The organism is Oceanobacillus piezotolerans (assembly GCF_003665065.1).
Taxonomy (GTDB): domain Bacteria; phylum Bacillota; class Bacilli; order Bacillales; family Amphibacillaceae; genus Oceanobacillus; species Oceanobacillus piezotolerans.
Genome location: NZ_RCHR01000001.1, coordinates 13,630 through 29,871 on the forward strand (window position 1 = coordinate 13,630; position 16,242 = coordinate 29,871).

Annotated in this window: 20 protein-coding genes; 11 read left to right on the top strand and 9 right to left on the bottom strand. The window is 36.0% G+C overall.

Annotated elements, in window-relative coordinates; translation table 11 throughout:
* The first annotated feature begins 77 nt into the window (after positions 1 to 77).
* Positions 78 to 1,262, top strand: coding sequence for a DHH family phosphoesterase (locus tag D8M04_RS00085; protein WP_121520184.1), 1,185 nt, complete (start codon positions 78 to 80; stop codon positions 1,260 to 1,262).
* A gap of 64 nt (positions 1,263 to 1,326) precedes the next feature.
* Here the strand turns inward: D8M04_RS00085 and D8M04_RS00090 are convergent, their stop codons facing one another.
* On the bottom strand, positions 1,327 to 1,515 hold the full coding sequence (locus D8M04_RS00090) for a zinc ribbon domain-containing protein (protein WP_121520186.1): 189 nt from the start codon (positions 1,513 to 1,515) through the stop codon (positions 1,327 to 1,329).
* Between the two features lie 315 nt (positions 1,516 to 1,830).
* On the opposite strand from D8M04_RS00090, the gene D8M04_RS00095 reads away from it, so the two are divergent.
* Complete coding sequence (locus D8M04_RS00095; RefSeq protein WP_246001077.1) at positions 1,831 to 2,382, top strand: YkoP family protein; 552 nt, start codon at positions 1,831 to 1,833, stop codon at positions 2,380 to 2,382.
* A 41-nt stretch (positions 2,383 to 2,423) separates the two neighbouring features.
* On the opposite strand, the gene D8M04_RS00100 is transcribed toward D8M04_RS00095, so the two are convergent.
* The gene (locus tag D8M04_RS00100; protein WP_121520189.1) at positions 2,424 to 2,597 is read right to left on the bottom strand and encodes a YjzC family protein; all 174 of its coding nucleotides are present in this window, start codon (positions 2,595 to 2,597) and stop codon (positions 2,424 to 2,426) included.
* Between the two features lie 177 nt (positions 2,598 to 2,774).
* Here D8M04_RS00100 and D8M04_RS00105 point away from each other — a divergent pair, with 177 nt between their 5' ends.
* Positions 2,775 to 3,620, top strand: a complete 846-nt coding sequence (locus D8M04_RS00105; protein ID WP_121520191.1) for a metallophosphoesterase — start codon at positions 2,775 to 2,777, stop codon at positions 3,618 to 3,620.
* A gap of 32 nt (positions 3,621 to 3,652) precedes the next feature.
* Here the strand turns inward: D8M04_RS00105 and D8M04_RS00110 are convergent, their stop codons facing one another.
* On the bottom strand, positions 3,653 to 3,940 hold the full coding sequence (locus D8M04_RS00110; RefSeq protein ID WP_121520193.1) for a hypothetical protein: 288 nt from the start codon (positions 3,938 to 3,940) through the stop codon (positions 3,653 to 3,655).
* A 101-nt stretch (positions 3,941 to 4,041) separates the two neighbouring features.
* Positions 4,042 to 4,248 (bottom strand): heavy-metal-associated domain-containing protein, encoded by a 207-nt coding sequence (locus D8M04_RS00115; RefSeq protein ID WP_121520195.1) that lies wholly within the window; start codon positions 4,246 to 4,248, stop codon positions 4,042 to 4,044.
* Positions 4,249 to 4,383: 135 nt separating this feature from the next.
* Between D8M04_RS00115 and D8M04_RS00120 the strand changes: the two genes are divergently transcribed.
* The 3 genes from D8M04_RS00120 to uraA all read left to right on the top strand — a co-directional run bounded on the left by D8M04_RS00120 (position 4,384) and on the right by uraA (position 6,719).
* Positions 4,384 to 4,602 (top strand): WYL domain-containing protein, encoded by a 219-nt coding sequence (locus D8M04_RS00120; protein ID WP_121520197.1) that lies wholly within the window; start codon positions 4,384 to 4,386, stop codon positions 4,600 to 4,602.
* Positions 4,603 to 4,661: 59 nt separating this feature from the next.
* Positions 4,662 to 5,228, top strand: coding sequence for an AAA family ATPase (locus tag D8M04_RS00125; protein WP_121520199.1), 567 nt, complete (start codon positions 4,662 to 4,664; stop codon positions 5,226 to 5,228).
* A 231-nt stretch (positions 5,229 to 5,459) separates the two neighbouring features.
* The gene (gene uraA, locus D8M04_RS00130; protein ID WP_121520201.1) at positions 5,460 to 6,719 is read left to right on the top strand and encodes a uracil permease; all 1,260 of its coding nucleotides are present in this window, start codon (positions 5,460 to 5,462) and stop codon (positions 6,717 to 6,719) included.
* Positions 6,720 to 6,761: 42 nt separating this feature from the next.
* On the opposite strand, the gene D8M04_RS00135 is transcribed toward uraA, so the two are convergent.
* Positions 6,762 to 7,331, bottom strand: a complete 570-nt coding sequence (locus D8M04_RS00135; RefSeq protein ID WP_121520203.1) for a biotin transporter BioY — start codon at positions 7,329 to 7,331, stop codon at positions 6,762 to 6,764.
* A 137-nt stretch (positions 7,332 to 7,468) separates the two neighbouring features.
* Complete coding sequence (locus tag D8M04_RS00140) at positions 7,469 to 9,043, bottom strand: peptide chain release factor 3 (RefSeq protein WP_121520205.1); 1,575 nt, start codon at positions 9,041 to 9,043, stop codon at positions 7,469 to 7,471.
* Positions 9,044 to 9,311: 268 nt separating this feature from the next.
* Here D8M04_RS00140 and D8M04_RS00145 point away from each other — a divergent pair, with 268 nt between their 5' ends.
* Positions 9,312 to 9,869 (top strand): O-acetyl-ADP-ribose deacetylase, encoded by a 558-nt coding sequence (locus tag D8M04_RS00145; RefSeq protein ID WP_121520207.1) that lies wholly within the window; start codon positions 9,312 to 9,314, stop codon positions 9,867 to 9,869.
* Positions 9,870 to 9,944: 75 nt separating this feature from the next.
* On the opposite strand, the gene D8M04_RS00150 is transcribed toward D8M04_RS00145, so the two are convergent.
* Together D8M04_RS00150 and D8M04_RS00155 are read right to left on the bottom strand one after the other, a co-directional pair.
* Positions 9,945 to 11,855, bottom strand: coding sequence for a vWA domain-containing protein (locus D8M04_RS00150; RefSeq protein WP_121520209.1), 1,911 nt, complete (start codon positions 11,853 to 11,855; stop codon positions 9,945 to 9,947).
* A 12-nt stretch (positions 11,856 to 11,867) separates the two neighbouring features.
* Positions 11,868 to 12,740: an ATP-binding protein gene (locus D8M04_RS00155; RefSeq protein WP_246001078.1), complete on the bottom strand. Its 873-nt coding sequence runs from the start codon at positions 12,738 to 12,740 to the stop codon at positions 11,868 to 11,870.
* A 338-nt stretch (positions 12,741 to 13,078) separates the two neighbouring features.
* On the opposite strand from D8M04_RS00155, the gene D8M04_RS00160 reads away from it, so the two are divergent.
* The 4 genes from D8M04_RS00160 to D8M04_RS00175 all read left to right on the top strand — a co-directional run bounded on the left by D8M04_RS00160 (position 13,079) and on the right by D8M04_RS00175 (position 15,160).
* Complete coding sequence (locus D8M04_RS00160) at positions 13,079 to 13,408, top strand: DUF378 domain-containing protein (RefSeq protein WP_121521660.1); 330 nt, start codon at positions 13,079 to 13,081, stop codon at positions 13,406 to 13,408.
* 178 nt (positions 13,409 to 13,586) lie between these two features.
* Positions 13,587 to 13,850 (top strand): transcriptional regulator SplA domain-containing protein, encoded by a 264-nt coding sequence (locus tag D8M04_RS00165; protein WP_187695387.1) that lies wholly within the window; start codon positions 13,587 to 13,589, stop codon positions 13,848 to 13,850.
* Positions 13,843 to 14,871: a spore photoproduct lyase gene (splB, locus tag D8M04_RS00170; RefSeq protein WP_121520213.1), complete on the top strand. Its 1,029-nt coding sequence runs from the start codon at positions 13,843 to 13,845 to the stop codon at positions 14,869 to 14,871. Before D8M04_RS00165 ends, splB begins: the two co-directional genes overlap by 8 nt.
* Before the next feature lie 91 nt (positions 14,872 to 14,962).
* Positions 14,963 to 15,160 (top strand): gamma-type small acid-soluble spore protein, encoded by a 198-nt coding sequence (locus D8M04_RS00175; RefSeq protein ID WP_121520215.1) that lies wholly within the window; start codon positions 14,963 to 14,965, stop codon positions 15,158 to 15,160.
* A 170-nt stretch (positions 15,161 to 15,330) separates the two neighbouring features.
* Here D8M04_RS00175 and D8M04_RS00180 read toward each other — a convergent pair whose 3' ends face one another.
* Positions 15,331 to 16,119: an HAD family hydrolase gene (locus tag D8M04_RS00180; protein ID WP_121520217.1), complete on the bottom strand. Its 789-nt coding sequence runs from the start codon at positions 16,117 to 16,119 to the stop codon at positions 15,331 to 15,333.
* Positions 16,120 to 16,242: the final 123 nt, after the last annotated feature.

Below are 16,242 nucleotides of genomic sequence, written 5' to 3' on the forward strand. Positions count from 1 at the left end.
AAGAATTACTCATCTAACTCAGAAAAATATTGATTTTTTTATCTGGTTACATCCATACTATTTTTGAGGTGAAAAATATGTTTAAGTTATTGTCACATAATGATTTAGACGGAGTAGGTTGTGGAATCTTAGCTAAGCTAGCTTTTGGCAATGATGTAAAGGTTCGGTACAATTCTATAGGAAGTTTGAATCGTGAGGTAGAATTTTTCTTAGATAATGAAGGTAGGGATACTTTTTTAATTATTACAGATTTATCTGTCAATGAAGAGAATGAGAAGCGTTTAGAAGATTACTATCAAGCAGGCGGAAAAGTACAACTAATAGATCACCATCAAACAGCACTAAGGTATAACGAGTATGAATGGGGACATGTTGTTGTAGAAGATAAAGAGGGCAATTTAACTTCGGCTACTTCCTTACTATATCAATACCTAACTGAGAAAGATTGGTTGAAACCGTCTACTGCATTAGAAGAATTTGTAGAGCTTATAAGACAATATGATACATGGGAATGGGAGAAGAATGAGAATGAAAAGGCACAGCATTTAAATACATTGTTTTATTTAATTTCGATAGACGAATTTGAAGAAAAAATGATAGAGCGTTTAAAGCATGATGAGCATTTCACCTTTGATTCTTTTGAGGAAAAAATTCTTGTTATGGAAGATGACAAAATAGAGCGCTACATTCGCAGAAAGCGAAGAGAATTGGTACAAAAAAAGGTTGGCAATTATTATGCAGGTGTTGTTTTTGCAGAATCTTATCATTCCGAACTGGGAAACCAGTTAGGTAAGGAGTACCCTCATTTAGATTATATTGCTATCTTAAATATGGGTGGGAGAAGAATGGGGTTTCGAACCATTCATGACGAGGTGGATGTATCTGAGGTTGCTTCACATTTTGGTGGAGGGGGACATAAAAAGGCCTCGGGTTGCACGATGAATGATGAGGCATATCAATTGTTTGTAGCAGAGACGTTCCATTTGGATCCAATACGAGAAGATGCTAAGCGGAATCGCTATAATCTAAAAGCTTCTTCCTTTGGTACACTTTACCAGAATCGTTTAGATCAGTTTTTCTTATTATATACTGAAAATGAAATGGATTGGTTTATTGAAAAAGAAAATCAACTGTTAGTGGAGAAATTCCCCAGCTTTGAAGAAGCAGAAAGATTTCTAAAGCGACATTATGAAGCATGGCTTACTCGCGATGAACAGTTTGTCTCTTTCTTAATGGAAAGAGCAAGAAATAGAAACGTGTAGAAAAGAAAAGCTAAAACATTTGCTAAAGGAAGCAAATGTTTTAGCTTTTCTTATTACATGGTAATTAGACCAATTTTTGTCCGCAATTTGGGCAAAAGTTAGCCCCTGTCGCTTTTTGGCCACAGTTTGGACAGAAATTGAATGTGCCTTTTTTATTGTTTGTTGATTGATTCACTTGATCAGATGAAATAGTCGGTTCATTCGGCTGTTGCTTTTGTGTTTTATTCATGCTCTTTATCATTTCATTTCCCATATTCTTTGAATTTTAATAATATTCCTATGCTTTGCCCCCTAGGCGGATATGTATATTATATATACGAATTGCTGCATCAAAAGATTCAATTAATTGAATAACGGTCAATTGGTTCTGATAAAATATTTAAGCATTTAGAATGCCGTAAAAAATACAATCTTTAACGTACATTGGAGTAAGTTAAATAATTCCATATTAATTATACTCCTTTTCTTACAGTTATTTTCTATAACTAATTTCATTCGAAACTAGTTATAGTTACAGAAAAATGAACCAAAATATAAAGGGTATTTGAAAAGTAAGGGAGTTAGAATAATGCTATCTAAGATAAAGAAACATTTAATCACAATATGGAACTATTTAGATCCACTATATTTTTCAATCACTCATTTAGATTACGTTCTGGATCATAGAGGACAGCAAACTATTTTACGTGTTCGTTTAACAAAATATCAAGGAAGGAAAGTTATATTAGAGGATGGTACCATCATTCAAAGGAATGATTTAATGATAAAAATACATTTGCATAATGTGAAGCTTCTGAAGAAAATCGAGAATTATGATAATGAGGTTAGAAGAGCTTTATTTACGTACAAGAGTGTGAAGGACTCTTTACCATATCTGGTCGATTATATACAAGGAAGTGGATATTCAGATCAAATTAAAGGCCTCATTGGCATAACCTCGTTACATAAAGGATGCAGGAGGCTTGGCTTTGAAATGTATCCCCTAGAAAATCTATGCTATAAAGCATTTAAGCGAATTGCATTTTATCCAATTCATTTACTATCCAACAACAAGGTTATGTCACCTCCAATGTATTTAATGATGTCCAAAAAAGTGTTATTAAATAAATATAAATCTTAAAAAAGCAGACCAATTCATTCAGAATGGCCTGCTTTTTATGATTAGTCTAATTTTGTCCAAACACGGTTTTGATTGTAAGTTCTAGGAAACTTCTCTCCAGCTTTCAGTTTCACTTGGCGCGGGTCATTGACACTGCTTCCAGTTTCCCCAATCTCAATATAAACTCCATTATTCGGGGCTTTCTGACCAGCGCGGAATTGTGACTGTTCTCCCATCTGGATCCCTCCTTTTATTGCTTTTGCCAGATCTCTAATTCATTTAGGAATACGATGTCCCAGCCTCCTTTATTTTGCCATGCTTAGCTGAGAACCATTCGTAGATGTGATATCCATAAATTACAACTAAATAATTTACATATTTGCCTTTATAATGGAGTAGAGGAGGGGAATTGAATGTTAACTGTTATTATATTAATTTTTGTTTCGTTTTTAAGCTATCATCTTTATAAAGGATACCGGAATACAAAAAAATTAATTATCAATGAAATTACTGTCCATGAACAAAATGCCTCAATTAAGCCTCCATTACGAGTTTTACAAATATCTGACATGCATATTGAAAATATATCGATTACACCAGAAAGACTATATGAGCAATTGAAAAAAGAGCAAATTGATCTTATTGCTTTAACAGGAGATTTTTTAGATAGAAAACGAAGTATACCAAAACTAGTTCCTTATTTAGAGGTGTTTCAAAAACTAAATCCTGCTTATGGTTCTTATGCTGTCTTTGGCAATCATGATTATGTTTTACGACAAAAGAACTTTGATAAGTTAAATACTTTATTAATGGATTATGGCATTCAAACCATGAGAAATGAAAATAAGAAAATAAAGGTAAATGACCAAATCATTAATATTATAGGAATTGATGATTTTGGTACGGAGCATAGTGATATTAAGAATGCTTATAGGGGTGTAGCAGAAGGCTATCAATTGGTTCTAACACATGACCCGAATATTGTTCTTGCTATGGAAGAATGCGACTATGACTATCTATTGTCTGGTCATTTTCATGGTGGACAAATTCATTGGCCAAAACCTTACCATTTAGTCAAAATGGGGAAACTAGCAAGAATGAATATCATAAAGGGTGTTCAATCATATAAAGGGAAGTCTTTTTATATTAGTGAGGGAATTGGACAGACTGGGATAAATATTAGAATTGGCAGTTTTCCAGAGATCACCATACACGAGATCCATCCACAAACCATCACTAAATCAGAAATAGCCGGATAATTTATCCGGCTATTTCTTTAAGATGATTAAATTTAGCTTTGGCCACTGCTTCCAACGTGCTGTTGCAACTGATAAGTTGTTGGTGCATCTTGATTTTGATTAGTATTAGATTGCCCGCTGTTTTGCATATTCATCACGTTTTGTAGTGGTTGCGCTATTTGTTGAACGGTTTGATTGTTCATCGCATTTTGGACTACATTGGATACTTGTTGTGGTAACTTTTGAAATGTCCCATTCTGAACACCCTTCGTAATACCATAAATCGCTGCTCCTGCTGCACCAATGGTAAGCAGTGAAGTCATCATTCCACGGTTATCCATCTAATCATCCTTTGCTAATTATTAATGGCTCCTAAACAAGAAGCATTTTTTAGTGTTGATTAATAACGAATAGATATACTCGGGTATATCTTCCAATGCAATTAATGGATGAAATAATTTTCTTCCATTAATGCAGTTGCTATTTGTTCTGGAGTAATCTTACTATCATCAAATTGTATTTTTATCTCCCCGTCATCAGTGTCAATTAATATACGCTCCATCCCATCATACTGAGAGAGTAATTCTTCTATCTGCCCAATAAACGGCTCCGAAGTGGCTTCTTTTACAAAGAATGTCGTTTGTGCCAATTCATCTTCTCCTTTTTGTTCATTGTTCCATCTTAGTATTTCTTAAATATAATAAGTTAATAATAGTGGTTGAAAAATATTTTTAATTTGATAAAATGGGAACAAATGTTCTTGTTGAATGGAGTGTGAGTTGGCGTGCTAATTACTGATTTATCACGTGCAATTAAAAATCAAAAGAAAATTGAAATCATTTATATTGCAAGCAATAAACAAATAACAAAGAGGACCATACGTGCCATCAAATTACAGGAGCAATATCTTTTGGCTTATTGCTATTCTAAACGTAGTATAAGGTTATTCAAATTAAATAATATTCTTGCTGTCCAACCATTGAAGATGCACGTGGGTGCATAATGATTTCTAGTATCTTTCCCTTTTTGTGATAAGATGGATACTAAAAAGGATTGAGGGAAATGAAGCTTATTTTACTTTTCGGTCCACAAGCTGTTGGTAAAATGACGGTAGGACAAGAATTAGAAAGATTAACCGGTCTCCCGCTACTACACAATCATAAAACAATTGATCTGCTGTCACCGATTTTTGGATTTTCTGAAGAAATGTGGCGATTATCGACGCTATTTCGGTATGAAATTTTTAAATCTGTTGCCAAAGGTAATAGTAATGGTGTGATTTTTACATTTGTGTGGGCATTTAATGAAAAAGAAGACTGGAAGTTTGTTGAGGAAATATGCCAGTTTTTTGAATCAGAAGGCAGGGAAGTTTACTTAGTGGAATTAGAAGCAGATTTGGAGAAGCGATTGGAGAGAAATAAGACATCAAACCGCCTAGAACATAAGCCTTCGAAGCGAGACATTGCTTTCTCCGAAAGGGAGCTGTTAGATTCAATGGATAAATATCGTCTTCAATCTTTTCCAGATGAGATAAAAAAGAGAAATTATATTAGGATTAATAATACCAATCAATCTCCACATGAAGTCGCAAGGAAAATTTGTGAAGCTTTTATTTTAGATTGTAAATAAACTTTACAAAATTTTTCTTGCCTTTTTCCATTACTTCTGTAATAATATGATTAATTATATAAGAACCTTTAAATCAGTCCTGTGAGGCTGGTAAGGTAATGCGGAATAATTTTATTTCTTTCTATGCATGTTAAGGTAAGTTAGCTTAACATGTCATCATTTTGCATGCATCTTGCCACCACGCCAGGCAAGGTGCTTTTTTAATGCGATAATTTAAGAGGAGAGATCATGATGGCACAACGAGAGATTAAAGTAGATGAGCGATTACCATTATTACAAAGCTTACCATTAAGTTTTCAGCACTTATTTGCTATGTTTGGTTCAACTGTATTAGTTCCAATTTTATTTGGGGTAGACCCAGCAACTATTCTGTTATTAAACGGGATTGGAACGATTCTTTATATTTTTATTACAAAAGGAAAAATTCCGGCATATCTTGGTTCAAGCTTTGCCTTTATTTCACCAGTAACAGCTGTTATAACAGACGGTGGGGGATATGGTGCAGCGCTTGGTGGATTCTTTGTTGTCGGTCTAGTATTAGTGTTAGTAGGGTTAGTAGTTAAATTTGTGGGGACCACTTGGATTGATGTGATCTTTCCACCTGCTGCAATGGGAGCAATTGTTGCAGTAATCGGTCTAGAGCTAGTTCCAACTGCTGCTGGCATGGCAGGATTAAGCAGACCAGCAGATGTACCAATTGATGCTACAGCTATTACAGTTTCATTGCTTACACTTGGAGCAACTATTATTTATTGGGTTACCATGCGAGGATTCTTAAAGATTATTCCTATTTTACTTGGAATTATAACTGGTTATGTTATCGCAACTTTATTCGGTATAGTAGATTACACTGCAGTAAAAGAAGCTGCATGGATTCAAATGCCAACTTATTATGCGATAGAATTTAATTGGTCTGATATTCTTATTATTTTACCAGCAGCACTCGTGCTAATTCCAGAACATATTGGCCATTTGGTTGTTACAGGGAATATTGTTAAGAAAGACCTTGTGAAAGACCCAGGATTAGATCGTTCTTTATTCGGAAACGGTATTTCAACAATGATTTCGAGTCTTTTTGGTTCTACTCCAAATACAACTTACGGTGAGAATATTGGGGTATTAGCAATCACTCGGGTTTACTCAACTTGGATTATTGGTGGAGCTGCATTAATCGCGATTGCACTATCATTCTGTGGAAAGCTTGCAGCACTTATACAATCAATTCCAACACCTGTTATGGGCGGGATTTCTTTGTTGCTATTTGGAATTATCGCTGTAAGTGGTTTACGTATGCTTGTTGAACAGCAAGTCGATTATAACAATTCGCAGAACCTGATTTTAACGTGTGTAGTTTTAGGAATAGGAATTAGTGGTGCTTCCATAACAATGGGAGCAGTAACCTTGTCTGGTATGGGACTAGCTACAGTTGTAGCAATTGTCTTAAGCCTCTTCTTTAAACTATTGGATATTACAAAATTAACGAATGAATAATAGAAACCAGGGAGACTCGTGCTTCCTGGTTTTCCATTTTTATTAAGCAATTTCCTTCTTAGGAATACTAATGAGATTAGCCTGAATTAGTCTTCTTCTTACCGTAATTCCAATATAACTAGCAAGGAAGGCTTTTATGAAGCCGACAACTAAGAATGGGTATACCCCAGCTGCGAGGCTTGCGCCCCAACTTAAATCTAATACTAATTTGAGTTGCATTGTACCGAAGAAGAGCGTAACAAACATACCAATGACATTTGCCAACAGTGCCATTGGAACGGTAAATCTCGTTTTTTCTAAAATAAGACCAGTAATAAAAGCAGTCACGATAAACCCAAAAATATAACCCCCAGAAGGTCCTACCAGTACTTGTGCACCTCCACTAAAACCTGCAAAAACAGGGAGTCCGACCGCGCCCATTGCAGCATAGCATATCATAGCTAAGGCGCCTTGTTTTGAACCTAAAATGGTTGCAGCAATACCAACTGCTAAAGTCTGTCCACTAATGGGAATTAGAGGAAGAGGAACCTCCACCTGAGCTAATATTGCGGTAATGGCAGCAAAAATGGCACAATTCATCATAACTCGTAATTTTTTACTTTGATTATTCATTTATTAACCCTCGCCTCCATTAATAAAAAATTCAAAATGTTACTTAAATGGTAATGGATAGGGGGTGGTTTGTCAACTTGAGTTTTTAAAGGTTAACAAATAAAAATCGTGTCTTGTACTCAAGACACGACAGTAAGTTAGAAGTTAGTTTCAAACAAGTCAATTAGTTCTACATCTTCATTATTTTGTTTAAACCAATTTAAGGCAAATTCATTTTGGAATAAGACAAGATAATTACCTTCACGATCTCGAACAAGTAATTTTCGTTCATCAAATAATGACTCATTGATTTTTTGTTCAGGGTTTAACCAGCGGGGGATTCTTTCCCCAATCGTTTCGAACATAATATCGACATTATATTCATTTTCCATTCTGTATTTAAATACTTCGTACTGTAATTCTCCCACTGCTCCTAGTATATAGGATTCCGTATGTTTATCACGGAATAACTGAATGGCTCCTTCTTGGACAAGCTGTTCAATTCCTTTTCTAAACTGCTTTGATTTCAGAACATTCTTAGCCATAACCTTTTTATAGAGTTCTGCTGGGAACTGCGGAAGTTCATCATAATCAAAATTGGCTTTTCCTTCGATTAAAGTATCGCCAATTTGATAGGCGTTGGGGTCATATATTCCGATAATATCACCAGCGTATGCTTCGTCAACAGTCTCTCTAGTGGAGGCAATAATTTGCTGGGATTGAGATAACTTAAATACCTTGCCTGTTCTAGAAAGTTTGACACTCATCCCGCGTTCAAACTTTCCTGAGCACACTCGGATAAATGCAATCCGATCACGGTGTGCTGGATTCATATTTGCTTGAATCTTAAAGATGAAACCTGAAAAATCTGGGTGATCTGGCTGAACGAGCCCCTCAGTCGACTTTCTTGGTTGAGGTGCTGGAGCCATAGATATAAACGTATCAAAAAACAGATTCACGCCAAATGGGGCAAGTGCACTCCCAAAAAATACAGGGGTTTGTTCTCCGGCCATCACAGCATCAAGGTTGAATTCATCCCCAGCTTCATCTAATAAAGCAACTTCTTCTCTGCTTGCTTGGTAGATGGGGGATGAAATTAATTCCTCGTACTCTGGATTCATTAATTCATGATTTGGAATATAGGTTTCTTCTTCATTACCATTAAACTTAATAAACTGTTTTTCATGACGATCAAAGATACCCAGAAATCTTTTCCCCATTCCAGCGGGCCAATTCATTGGATAGGTTTCTATGTCGAGTACTTCTTCAATCTCTTCTAATAAAGCAAAAGGTTCCTTTCCTTCACGGTCTAACTTATTTATAAAGGTGAAGATAGGAATACCACGCATGCGGCAAACTTTAAACAATTTGATCGTTTGGGGTTCTATCCCTTTTGTAGAGTCAATAATCATAACTACGCTGTCAACCGCAGTCAGTGTACGATAAGTATCCTCACTGAAGTCTTCGTGCCCAGGTGTATCCAGTATATTGACTTGTAAATCTCCATATTGAAAATTCATCACACTTGATGTTACAGATATGCCTCGTTGTTTTTCGATTTCCATCCAGTCAGATGTAGCAAATTTACCAGATTTTTTTCCTTTTACTGTGCCTGCTGACCGAATAAGATTTCCCACTAAAAGCAGCCGTTCGGTTAACGTTGTTTTCCCAGCATCCGGATGGGAAATAATAGCAAATGTTTTTCTTTTTTGTACTTCTTCTTTAATAGACATAAAAATCCCTCTCAATTCTTTATTTGTTTAGGTTCTTCTGTATGGGATTTTCCTACATCGGGATGTCGCTCCTTTAACGTTCCATTAGAATGATTACTTTTAATACTATACTACAGCGCCAAAAATTTAGCGATATGAATTATTTTATTCTTTCTATTTTTTCTTTTTTCCAACTCGAAGAAAAAGTGCTATAATAAATATTTGTAAAGTATTTGTTAAGAAATGATTCAATCTATAGATAGAGAGAAATGCTCTGAGGAGGCAAATCATGAAAGTAGAGCTTAATGGGAATTCGCTTGAACTTATCATTGGGGACATTACGAAACAGACGACAGAAGCAATTGTAAATGCAGCTAACGGAACATTAATGGGTGGTGGCGGAGTGGATGGTGCAATCCACCTAGCTGCAGGAGATGAATTAGTAGAAGAATGTAAGAGAATCCGTGAAGATGATTTAGACGGCAATTACCTTTTAACAGGCAGAGCAGTCATTACAAAGGGCTATCGGCTGCCAGCTGATTATGTCATCCATACTGTTGGTCCAGTATGGGAAGGGAATAGGGAAGTTTCTGAAGAGAAGCTAAAAAGTGCGTATAAGAATTCATTACAGCTAGCGATGGATAATGGAATCGGCAGCATTTCATTTCCTTCTATTTCAACAGGTGTATATCGTTATCCGGTCAATCTTGCTTCCAAAGTAGCAATAAAAGCAATTATTGACTTCTTAGAGGAAAATCAATTTGGACGTGTTGTGCTAACTTTATTTTCTGAGAAAGATTTTAATACTTATAAAGAAGCTTTAGAAAGTATTTTAGTAAAAAACTAAGTTTGCGTATCATTTAGAAAATAAATATGAGAATGAAGAAAAAAACCGAGCTTGAATAATCCCGCTCGGTTTTCTCTATATGGTTTTTAACAATAGTTTCTTTAAAAGTGGTGCAAATTGTTCGGGCAACTCTGATACACTAGGAATCATTAACCTTTCTCGTCCATATATATTTTGCATCGTTATATCTTCTGCTTCATCAATTTCTCCATCGGAAAGAAACATCCCAATCACTTCCATCCCCTTTTTACGTGCTTCTGATACAGCTTTATTCGTATCTACAATTCCATTTTGATCGTAATTAGAGGCTGCTGGTTCGCCATCAGAGAAGATAAGCAAGAATTTATTTTTTTCACTGCGGAGAGCAAGTTGTTCCGTTGCAACTCGAATACTAAAACCGTCCCGATTATCTTCTTGCGGCTCAAGCTGCATGATTTTTGCGCCATTATTATGTTGGGATGAGTCCGAGAAGGAGTGAATAACATGAAAATAGTTTGGTTGATAATTTTCACTTACTTCAAATGCGTCTTCCCAAAAACCAATAATGGAGTGGGGGATGTTAAATTGTTTTAGTACCTCATGGAAAAGAACAATTCCTCGTTTTGTTTCTTCCATTTTTCCTTGCATAGAGGCAGAACAATCGACAAGCAGTGTAAATACTGCATCGAATTCCTTGGATTCCTGATTCTTTTTATAGAAGACTCTTGGATTCTCATCCAAGATGATGGGAAGTAATTTTTTGGACAAGCGCCCAACGACTAAGTCTTTTCTTGGTGCATTCTTTTTATGCTCAATGGTCTTTTTAATAATATTCGATAGCTTTCTTTTTAATGGCTCAATTTCCCTTACGAAATCTCTGTATAGCAGTATATCTTCGCGGGAAGGCTGTTCTGCTTCCTTTATTAGCTTCACGGCATGCTTATTCTCTTCCCCGTATTTATTTTCACTGCTTGCACCGTTCCTATTTTCTTGTTTCTCAAGAGATTCTAATTCGGAATAATCGTTTTTCTTTGATTTTCCTGATGAACCTTGAATCGTTCCCATTGCTTGGTCGGCATCTTCCGTTTCTCTTGCGCCTCCACCCATAATATTGGTTTTCGTTCCGACATCCAAATTAAATTGCAGGAAGGTTTGTTTCCTGTCCTCATTCTTGTTCTCTCTGTGCCAAGTGGAAAATTCTTCGTCAATATACTCATTATCTTCATTATTTACTTCTTCTGAGTCATCATTTTTAACATCATCTGTTCTTGTCAGTTCATCAAAAAGGCGATTTTCGATTAAGCTTTCAATATGATAGATGGGAAAGATAAAATACTCATGAACCGTATCTCTATAATGATTGTCCACTTGAAAGACGATTCTTTCTGCAATGTTTACAATATCGGATGTGTTTTTGGCATCAAAAACTTCATAAAGAAACGGTTTTATCGATTCTAATTGTTCCAATTGTTTTTCATTAACACGAGGGAAGCTAGGGTCAGGATGATCGGACTGTATCAGTAAATAAATAAGACAAAATAACTCATCTAGCTCAAGTCCTCTGGTTGCATGGGCGATAAGTTCATTCTCAAATTTGTGCTTTAAATATTTCCTTCTCGTATGAAATACATGTTTCGTCCCTGGTCGATCTCTCTTAATCCATTCTTCTAAACGAATGTCCTCAAGCAGTGCGAATAACTGGGTGGAGAACTTTTTAACATGAACTTCATTTGTATCCTCTAAATATTGCTTCATTGCCTTTACGCTAGAATAGCGCAATGTACCAAGCGTTCGTAGATACACATCTGTTTTATATCCAGCTACTTGAAAGGTACTTTCTGCTGTATCCCACATTCTGCTAGCTGTTACACGATTATTAATCGTATCAATAAACGACCCAAAGCTGTATTCGAAAGTAAAATCAGCATGTTCAGATAAGACTGTCGTTAAATCCTGAAGCTGTAAGAATAGATTAGTATCGACCTTTGCGTCGTGAAAACGGTACATGAATATGCTCCTTTAAAATAGTGTTTCTGCGAGGTTTAATACGAATTCTCTTTCTCGTTCTTCATCAAGCTTATCTACAATTGCTCGAAGAATGGCTCGTTTAGGCGGAATAATTACACTCAAATCACAAGCGTCTAAGAGAGCTCGAATGGAAGCACCATCTTCAGATAATTTCCCTTGATAAACAGCTTCTATTAGATCTGATGATAACTTTACAAATAGTTCAACCGTCTTGGAATCCTGCAGCTTTGTATTGGTTTGAATTAGTTGTTTTAATTGCTCTCCTTCAATATATGGGACTTCAATAACAACGAAGCGGTTCTTCAGTGCTTCGTTTAATGGAACCGTACCAATGTAACCCTCGTTAATTGCTGCAATGACATTAAAGCTTTCTTTTGCTGTAACAATTTCATTTGTAAAAGGGTTGGTGATGGTTCGGCGGTAATCTAATACTCCATTGATAAGTGGTAAAGTTTCTGGTTTAGCCATATTGATTTCGTCAATATATAAAAAAGTTCCATGTGTCATGGCATTAATAACTGGACCTGGAACAAATTCTATTACCTGTTTCTCCTCGTTATATGCTAATGTCTTAAATCCGAGTAAGCTTTCCGCATCTAGATCCACAGAACAGTTTACACTAAACATTGGTTGGTGAAAAAGATTGGATAATGTTTCAGCAAACTTTGTTTTACCAGCTCCAGTTGGACCTTTTAATAATACATTTTTACCTAAACTTAATGCTGTAATAGCATCTATAAGTAATTCCATAGATGGTGGTACATACCCGCCATCACGGATTAATTCTTGGAATGCCTCTATATGCGATGTGTTTTCTTCTAGTAAAGCCTCAATATTAGCAGGCAGATTATATTTATTAGTCAAAAAATAAACTCCTTTCATGTCTGCAATCCTGTTGTAATGATAAATATCCAAACTCTATTGTACACGAAGAATTTCTTCCTTAACAGAAAAGTTATTTCCAGAATACTAGTTCGATTTGGATTACAGCGCGAGGCAAGAAACGGAACGAATGAAAAGAGGAATCTTTATTGCAGGCTGGGCTGTAAGGCCCTTAATGAGCAGAATTTAAGAATTATAGGTAGAGATGAAAAAAACTCACTTGAGTGAAGTTTCACTTAAAACTAAAATCTTAAATGTTTTTGTATGAAATTACATAAAAAAGTAAAAGATAAGAAGGGTAAAATAGGAGGTGAACTATGATGAAAACTCTTAGAGCCATTGCATTAACATTAATAATAATAGGTGCACTTAACTGGGGTCTGATTGCTTTATTTCAATTTGATTTAGTCGCAGCAATTTTTGGAGGGCAAGATTCATTCTTCTCAAGAATTATTTATGGTCTAGTGGGATTGAGTGGACTTTACTATGCTGTAGCGTTGCTAAATCCTGTTGATGTACCTGAAGATAGAACAACTAGAAGATTAAATTATGGAACGGAATTCGGGGAGGATACGGATATTGACACACCATCCCCACGATCTATGCAAACATCTGACATATACAGAAGACCGACTGGAAAAGATGAATAGAACAGCTTAATAATCTTTCAACACGAAGGCCACTTTTGTGAAACTCCTAAAACTTGGCTGTGTTGAATCTCTTTCACAGCTTAGAAATCACATTTTAATGAATGGCAGAAAGCGCCTTCCTTCAAGTAGGCGCTTTTGAATCGTCATAACCCTTCATACAGAAAGTAGGTCATGATAAATGGAAATGAATGAAATGTTTCAACCTGGAGAGGTCGTTTATGTTATTGTTCGGAATCCTCATGTTCAAGGAGTTGCGCATGTTCAGCAAGCAGCTGTAGTTGTAAATCCGGATAAACCTTACGAATTAGCATTATTTTCTCATGAGACATACTATCCGTTAACTGATGATTTTGCAGTATTCAAATCAGAGGCAGAAGCGGAAAGGGCATACCAAGAAGCTTTCGGTACTGCCAATATAGAGGATGTGGATTATTTTGGTTAAACCATTTGTACCACAACTGGTATATGTTGAGCCACGTGCGATGGAGTACCCACTCGCGAAGGAATTAGTACGTAAATTCGAGGATATGAATATTGAAATCCGAGAAACAACCTCCCATAATCAAATTCGTAATTTACCAGGAGAAAATCACTTCCAAAAGTATCGCACGGCAAAATCAACACTTGTTGTGGGCGTTCGAAAAACTTTAAAATTCGATACATCGAAACCATCTGCAGAATATGCTATACCGTTTGCAACGGGTTGCATGGGGCATTGTCATTATTGTTATTTACAAACAACGATGGGAAGCAAGCCTTACATAAGGACATATGTAAATGTAGATGAAATATTTGAGGCGGCGGAGGGGTATATGAAAGAAAGAGCTCCAGACTTCACTCGATTTGAGGCTTCTTGTACGTCTGATATTGTTGGTGTCGATCATTTAACACACACACTGAAAAGGGCAATTGAGTTTTTCGGTAAATCCGATTTAGGTATGCTTCGGTTTGTTACAAAATTTGCTCATGTCGATCATTTATTGGATGCGGAACATAATGGGAGAACCAGATTTCGCTTTAGCATCAATGATGAATATATCATTAAATATTTTGAACCTGGTACATCACGATTGCACGAAAGAATTGGAGCAGCAGTTAAAGTAGCTGAAGCAGGTTACCCTTTAGGTTTTATTGTTGCACCGATTTACATACATGAGGGCTGGAAAGAGGGTTACCTTGAAATGTTGGAAAAGCTTCATAGTGAATTACCAGCTTTTGCTACGAAAGATTTAACCTTTGAATTAATTCAGCACCGATTCACTAAACCAGCAAAACGGGTTATTCAAGAAAATTATCCTATGACTAAATTGGAGTTAGATGAGTCAAAGAGAAAATATAAATGGGGTAAATATGGAATTGGCAAGTACGTATATGAAACGGACCAGCAAGAAGATATAAAAGACACAATTGGTGGATATATTCATAAATTATTCCCTGAGGCAAAGATAGAGTATTTTACTTAATGAAGCGGTACTTTAAGGTGGTATAAACGGGAAAAAAGAGTCTGTTTAAAATACTTAAAGCTACACACATTAAGCTTGAGGTGATTTATGAATGGACAACTCCCCTAAGAATTCCTATACAGCAGCAGGCACAGATATTGAAGAGGTTAAAAAGAAAAATGCAAATTCAGGTATGTCGTATAATGAAGTGAAGTCTTTTCTAGCTATGACCTCTGGTGGAGCAGGAACTTCCATATATAGTGACACCAATGCCGAAGAAATAAAGAAAAGAATACAAAATCGTCAGTAATAGCAATAAGGACAACTTGATTTGTAAATACAAAAGCACCTTTGCTTCTTTACAAAATGCTTGAGGCAAAGGTGTTGCTTTGTTCTATAGGTCTGAATTCACCGAGTTAGTAGGGGGAAACCTTCTACGTTGTTATAAAGGGTCAAATATAGAAGTATCATTTTATTCATTTAGATAGCAACAGATTTAATAAGATGTCGCTCAATAAATTGTGCTAAACCGTCTTCTTCATGGTGATCTGTAATAAAATCTGCCATTGCTTTAACATGTGGTGCTGCGTTTCCCATTGCTACGCCTGTACCAGCATTTTGAAGCATCTGTATATCATTTGGACCATCTCCAAATGTAACTGCCTCTGATGGATGTATTCCATATGCACGAAGCAAAGATTTAATAGCATACCATTTTGAAATCCCTTGTGCCATTATTTCAAAGCCGTCATCCCAATCAATAACGTCTGCTTCGTCCTGGAAGATGCGGGAAAATTGGGGACATGAGTTTCCGGTATGAATGGAATATTTTAAGACATTCTCATATGTTGCTTGTTTCAGATTACCTACATAACGAGGAGCGACATTTCCTTCTACAATCCACCGTTCAATTTCTTCATTCATTTCTTTACAATAGATGCCATTAGACGTATGTATAATGACGTTACAAGATATCTTGTCTGTTAACTGATGAAATCGTTCTTCATTTATTAAGACTGGATTTAACTGGACAGCTTTTCCTGTTCTACCATCATGAATGGCTGCACCATTTAAACAAACCATCGGAGTTTGCAGGCCAAGTGCTCTATGATAAGGAACAGTGATATCATAATGACGACCAGTAGCTAAGAAGACCTTTATGCCTTGATTCATTGCATTATTAATTGCCTGAGCATTGCGTAATGAGATTTCATTTGATGAGGTTAATAACGTCCCATCCATATCAATAAAGATTGCTCGCACATCCATCTCTTAAAAACCTCCTAAGGTAATGAGATAACTTTATCTTAGCATGAGATTGTAAAATTCCTTTTAAAAGACTGTTTTATTTTAGTGAAGTTTTCAAGGGATTTAAGAAATCTTAGGTATAGA

Bases quoted from the DNA above. Each gene is read 5' to 3' on its own strand.
- D8M04_RS00095 (WP_246001077.1), top strand. From the start codon at position 1,831: ATGCTATCTAAGATAAAGAAACATTTAATCACAATATGGAACTATTTA.
- D8M04_RS00105 (WP_121520191.1), top strand. From the start codon at position 2,775: ATGTTAACTGTTATTATATTAATTTTTGTTTCGTTTTTAAGCTATCAT.
- D8M04_RS00180 (WP_121520217.1), bottom strand. From the start codon at position 16,119: ATGGATGTGCGAGCAATCTTTATTGATATGGATGGGACGTTATTAACC.
- D8M04_RS00160 (WP_121521660.1), top strand. From the start codon at position 13,079: ATGAAAACTCTTAGAGCCATTGCATTAACATTAATAATAATAGGTGCA.
- D8M04_RS00110 (WP_121520193.1), bottom strand. From the start codon at position 3,940: ATGGATAACCGTGGAATGATGACTTCACTGCTTACCATTGGTGCAGCA.
- D8M04_RS00140 (WP_121520205.1), bottom strand. From the start codon at position 9,043: ATGTCTATTAAAGAAGAAGTACAAAAAAGAAAAACATTTGCTATTATT.
- uraA (WP_121520201.1), top strand. From the start codon at position 5,460: ATGGCACAACGAGAGATTAAAGTAGATGAGCGATTACCATTATTACAA.
- D8M04_RS00135 (WP_121520203.1), bottom strand. From the start codon at position 7,331: ATGAATAATCAAAGTAAAAAATTACGAGTTATGATGAATTGTGCCATT.
- D8M04_RS00165 (WP_187695387.1), top strand. From the start codon at position 13,587: ATGGAAATGAATGAAATGTTTCAACCTGGAGAGGTCGTTTATGTTATT.
- D8M04_RS00090 (WP_121520186.1), bottom strand. From the start codon at position 1,515: ATGGGAAATGAAATGATAAAGAGCATGAATAAAACACAAAAGCAACAG.
- D8M04_RS00150 (WP_121520209.1), bottom strand. From the start codon at position 11,855: ATGTACCGTTTTCACGACGCAAAGGTCGATACTAATCTATTCTTACAG.
- D8M04_RS00100 (WP_121520189.1), bottom strand. From the start codon at position 2,597: ATGGGAGAACAGTCACAATTCCGCGCTGGTCAGAAAGCCCCGAATAAT.
- D8M04_RS00125 (WP_121520199.1), top strand. From the start codon at position 4,662: ATGAAGCTTATTTTACTTTTCGGTCCACAAGCTGTTGGTAAAATGACG.
- D8M04_RS00085 (WP_121520184.1), top strand. From the start codon at position 78: ATGTTTAAGTTATTGTCACATAATGATTTAGACGGAGTAGGTTGTGGA.
- D8M04_RS00175 (WP_121520215.1), top strand. From the start codon at position 14,963: ATGGACAACTCCCCTAAGAATTCCTATACAGCAGCAGGCACAGATATT.
- D8M04_RS00145 (WP_121520207.1), top strand. From the start codon at position 9,312: ATGAAAGTAGAGCTTAATGGGAATTCGCTTGAACTTATCATTGGGGAC.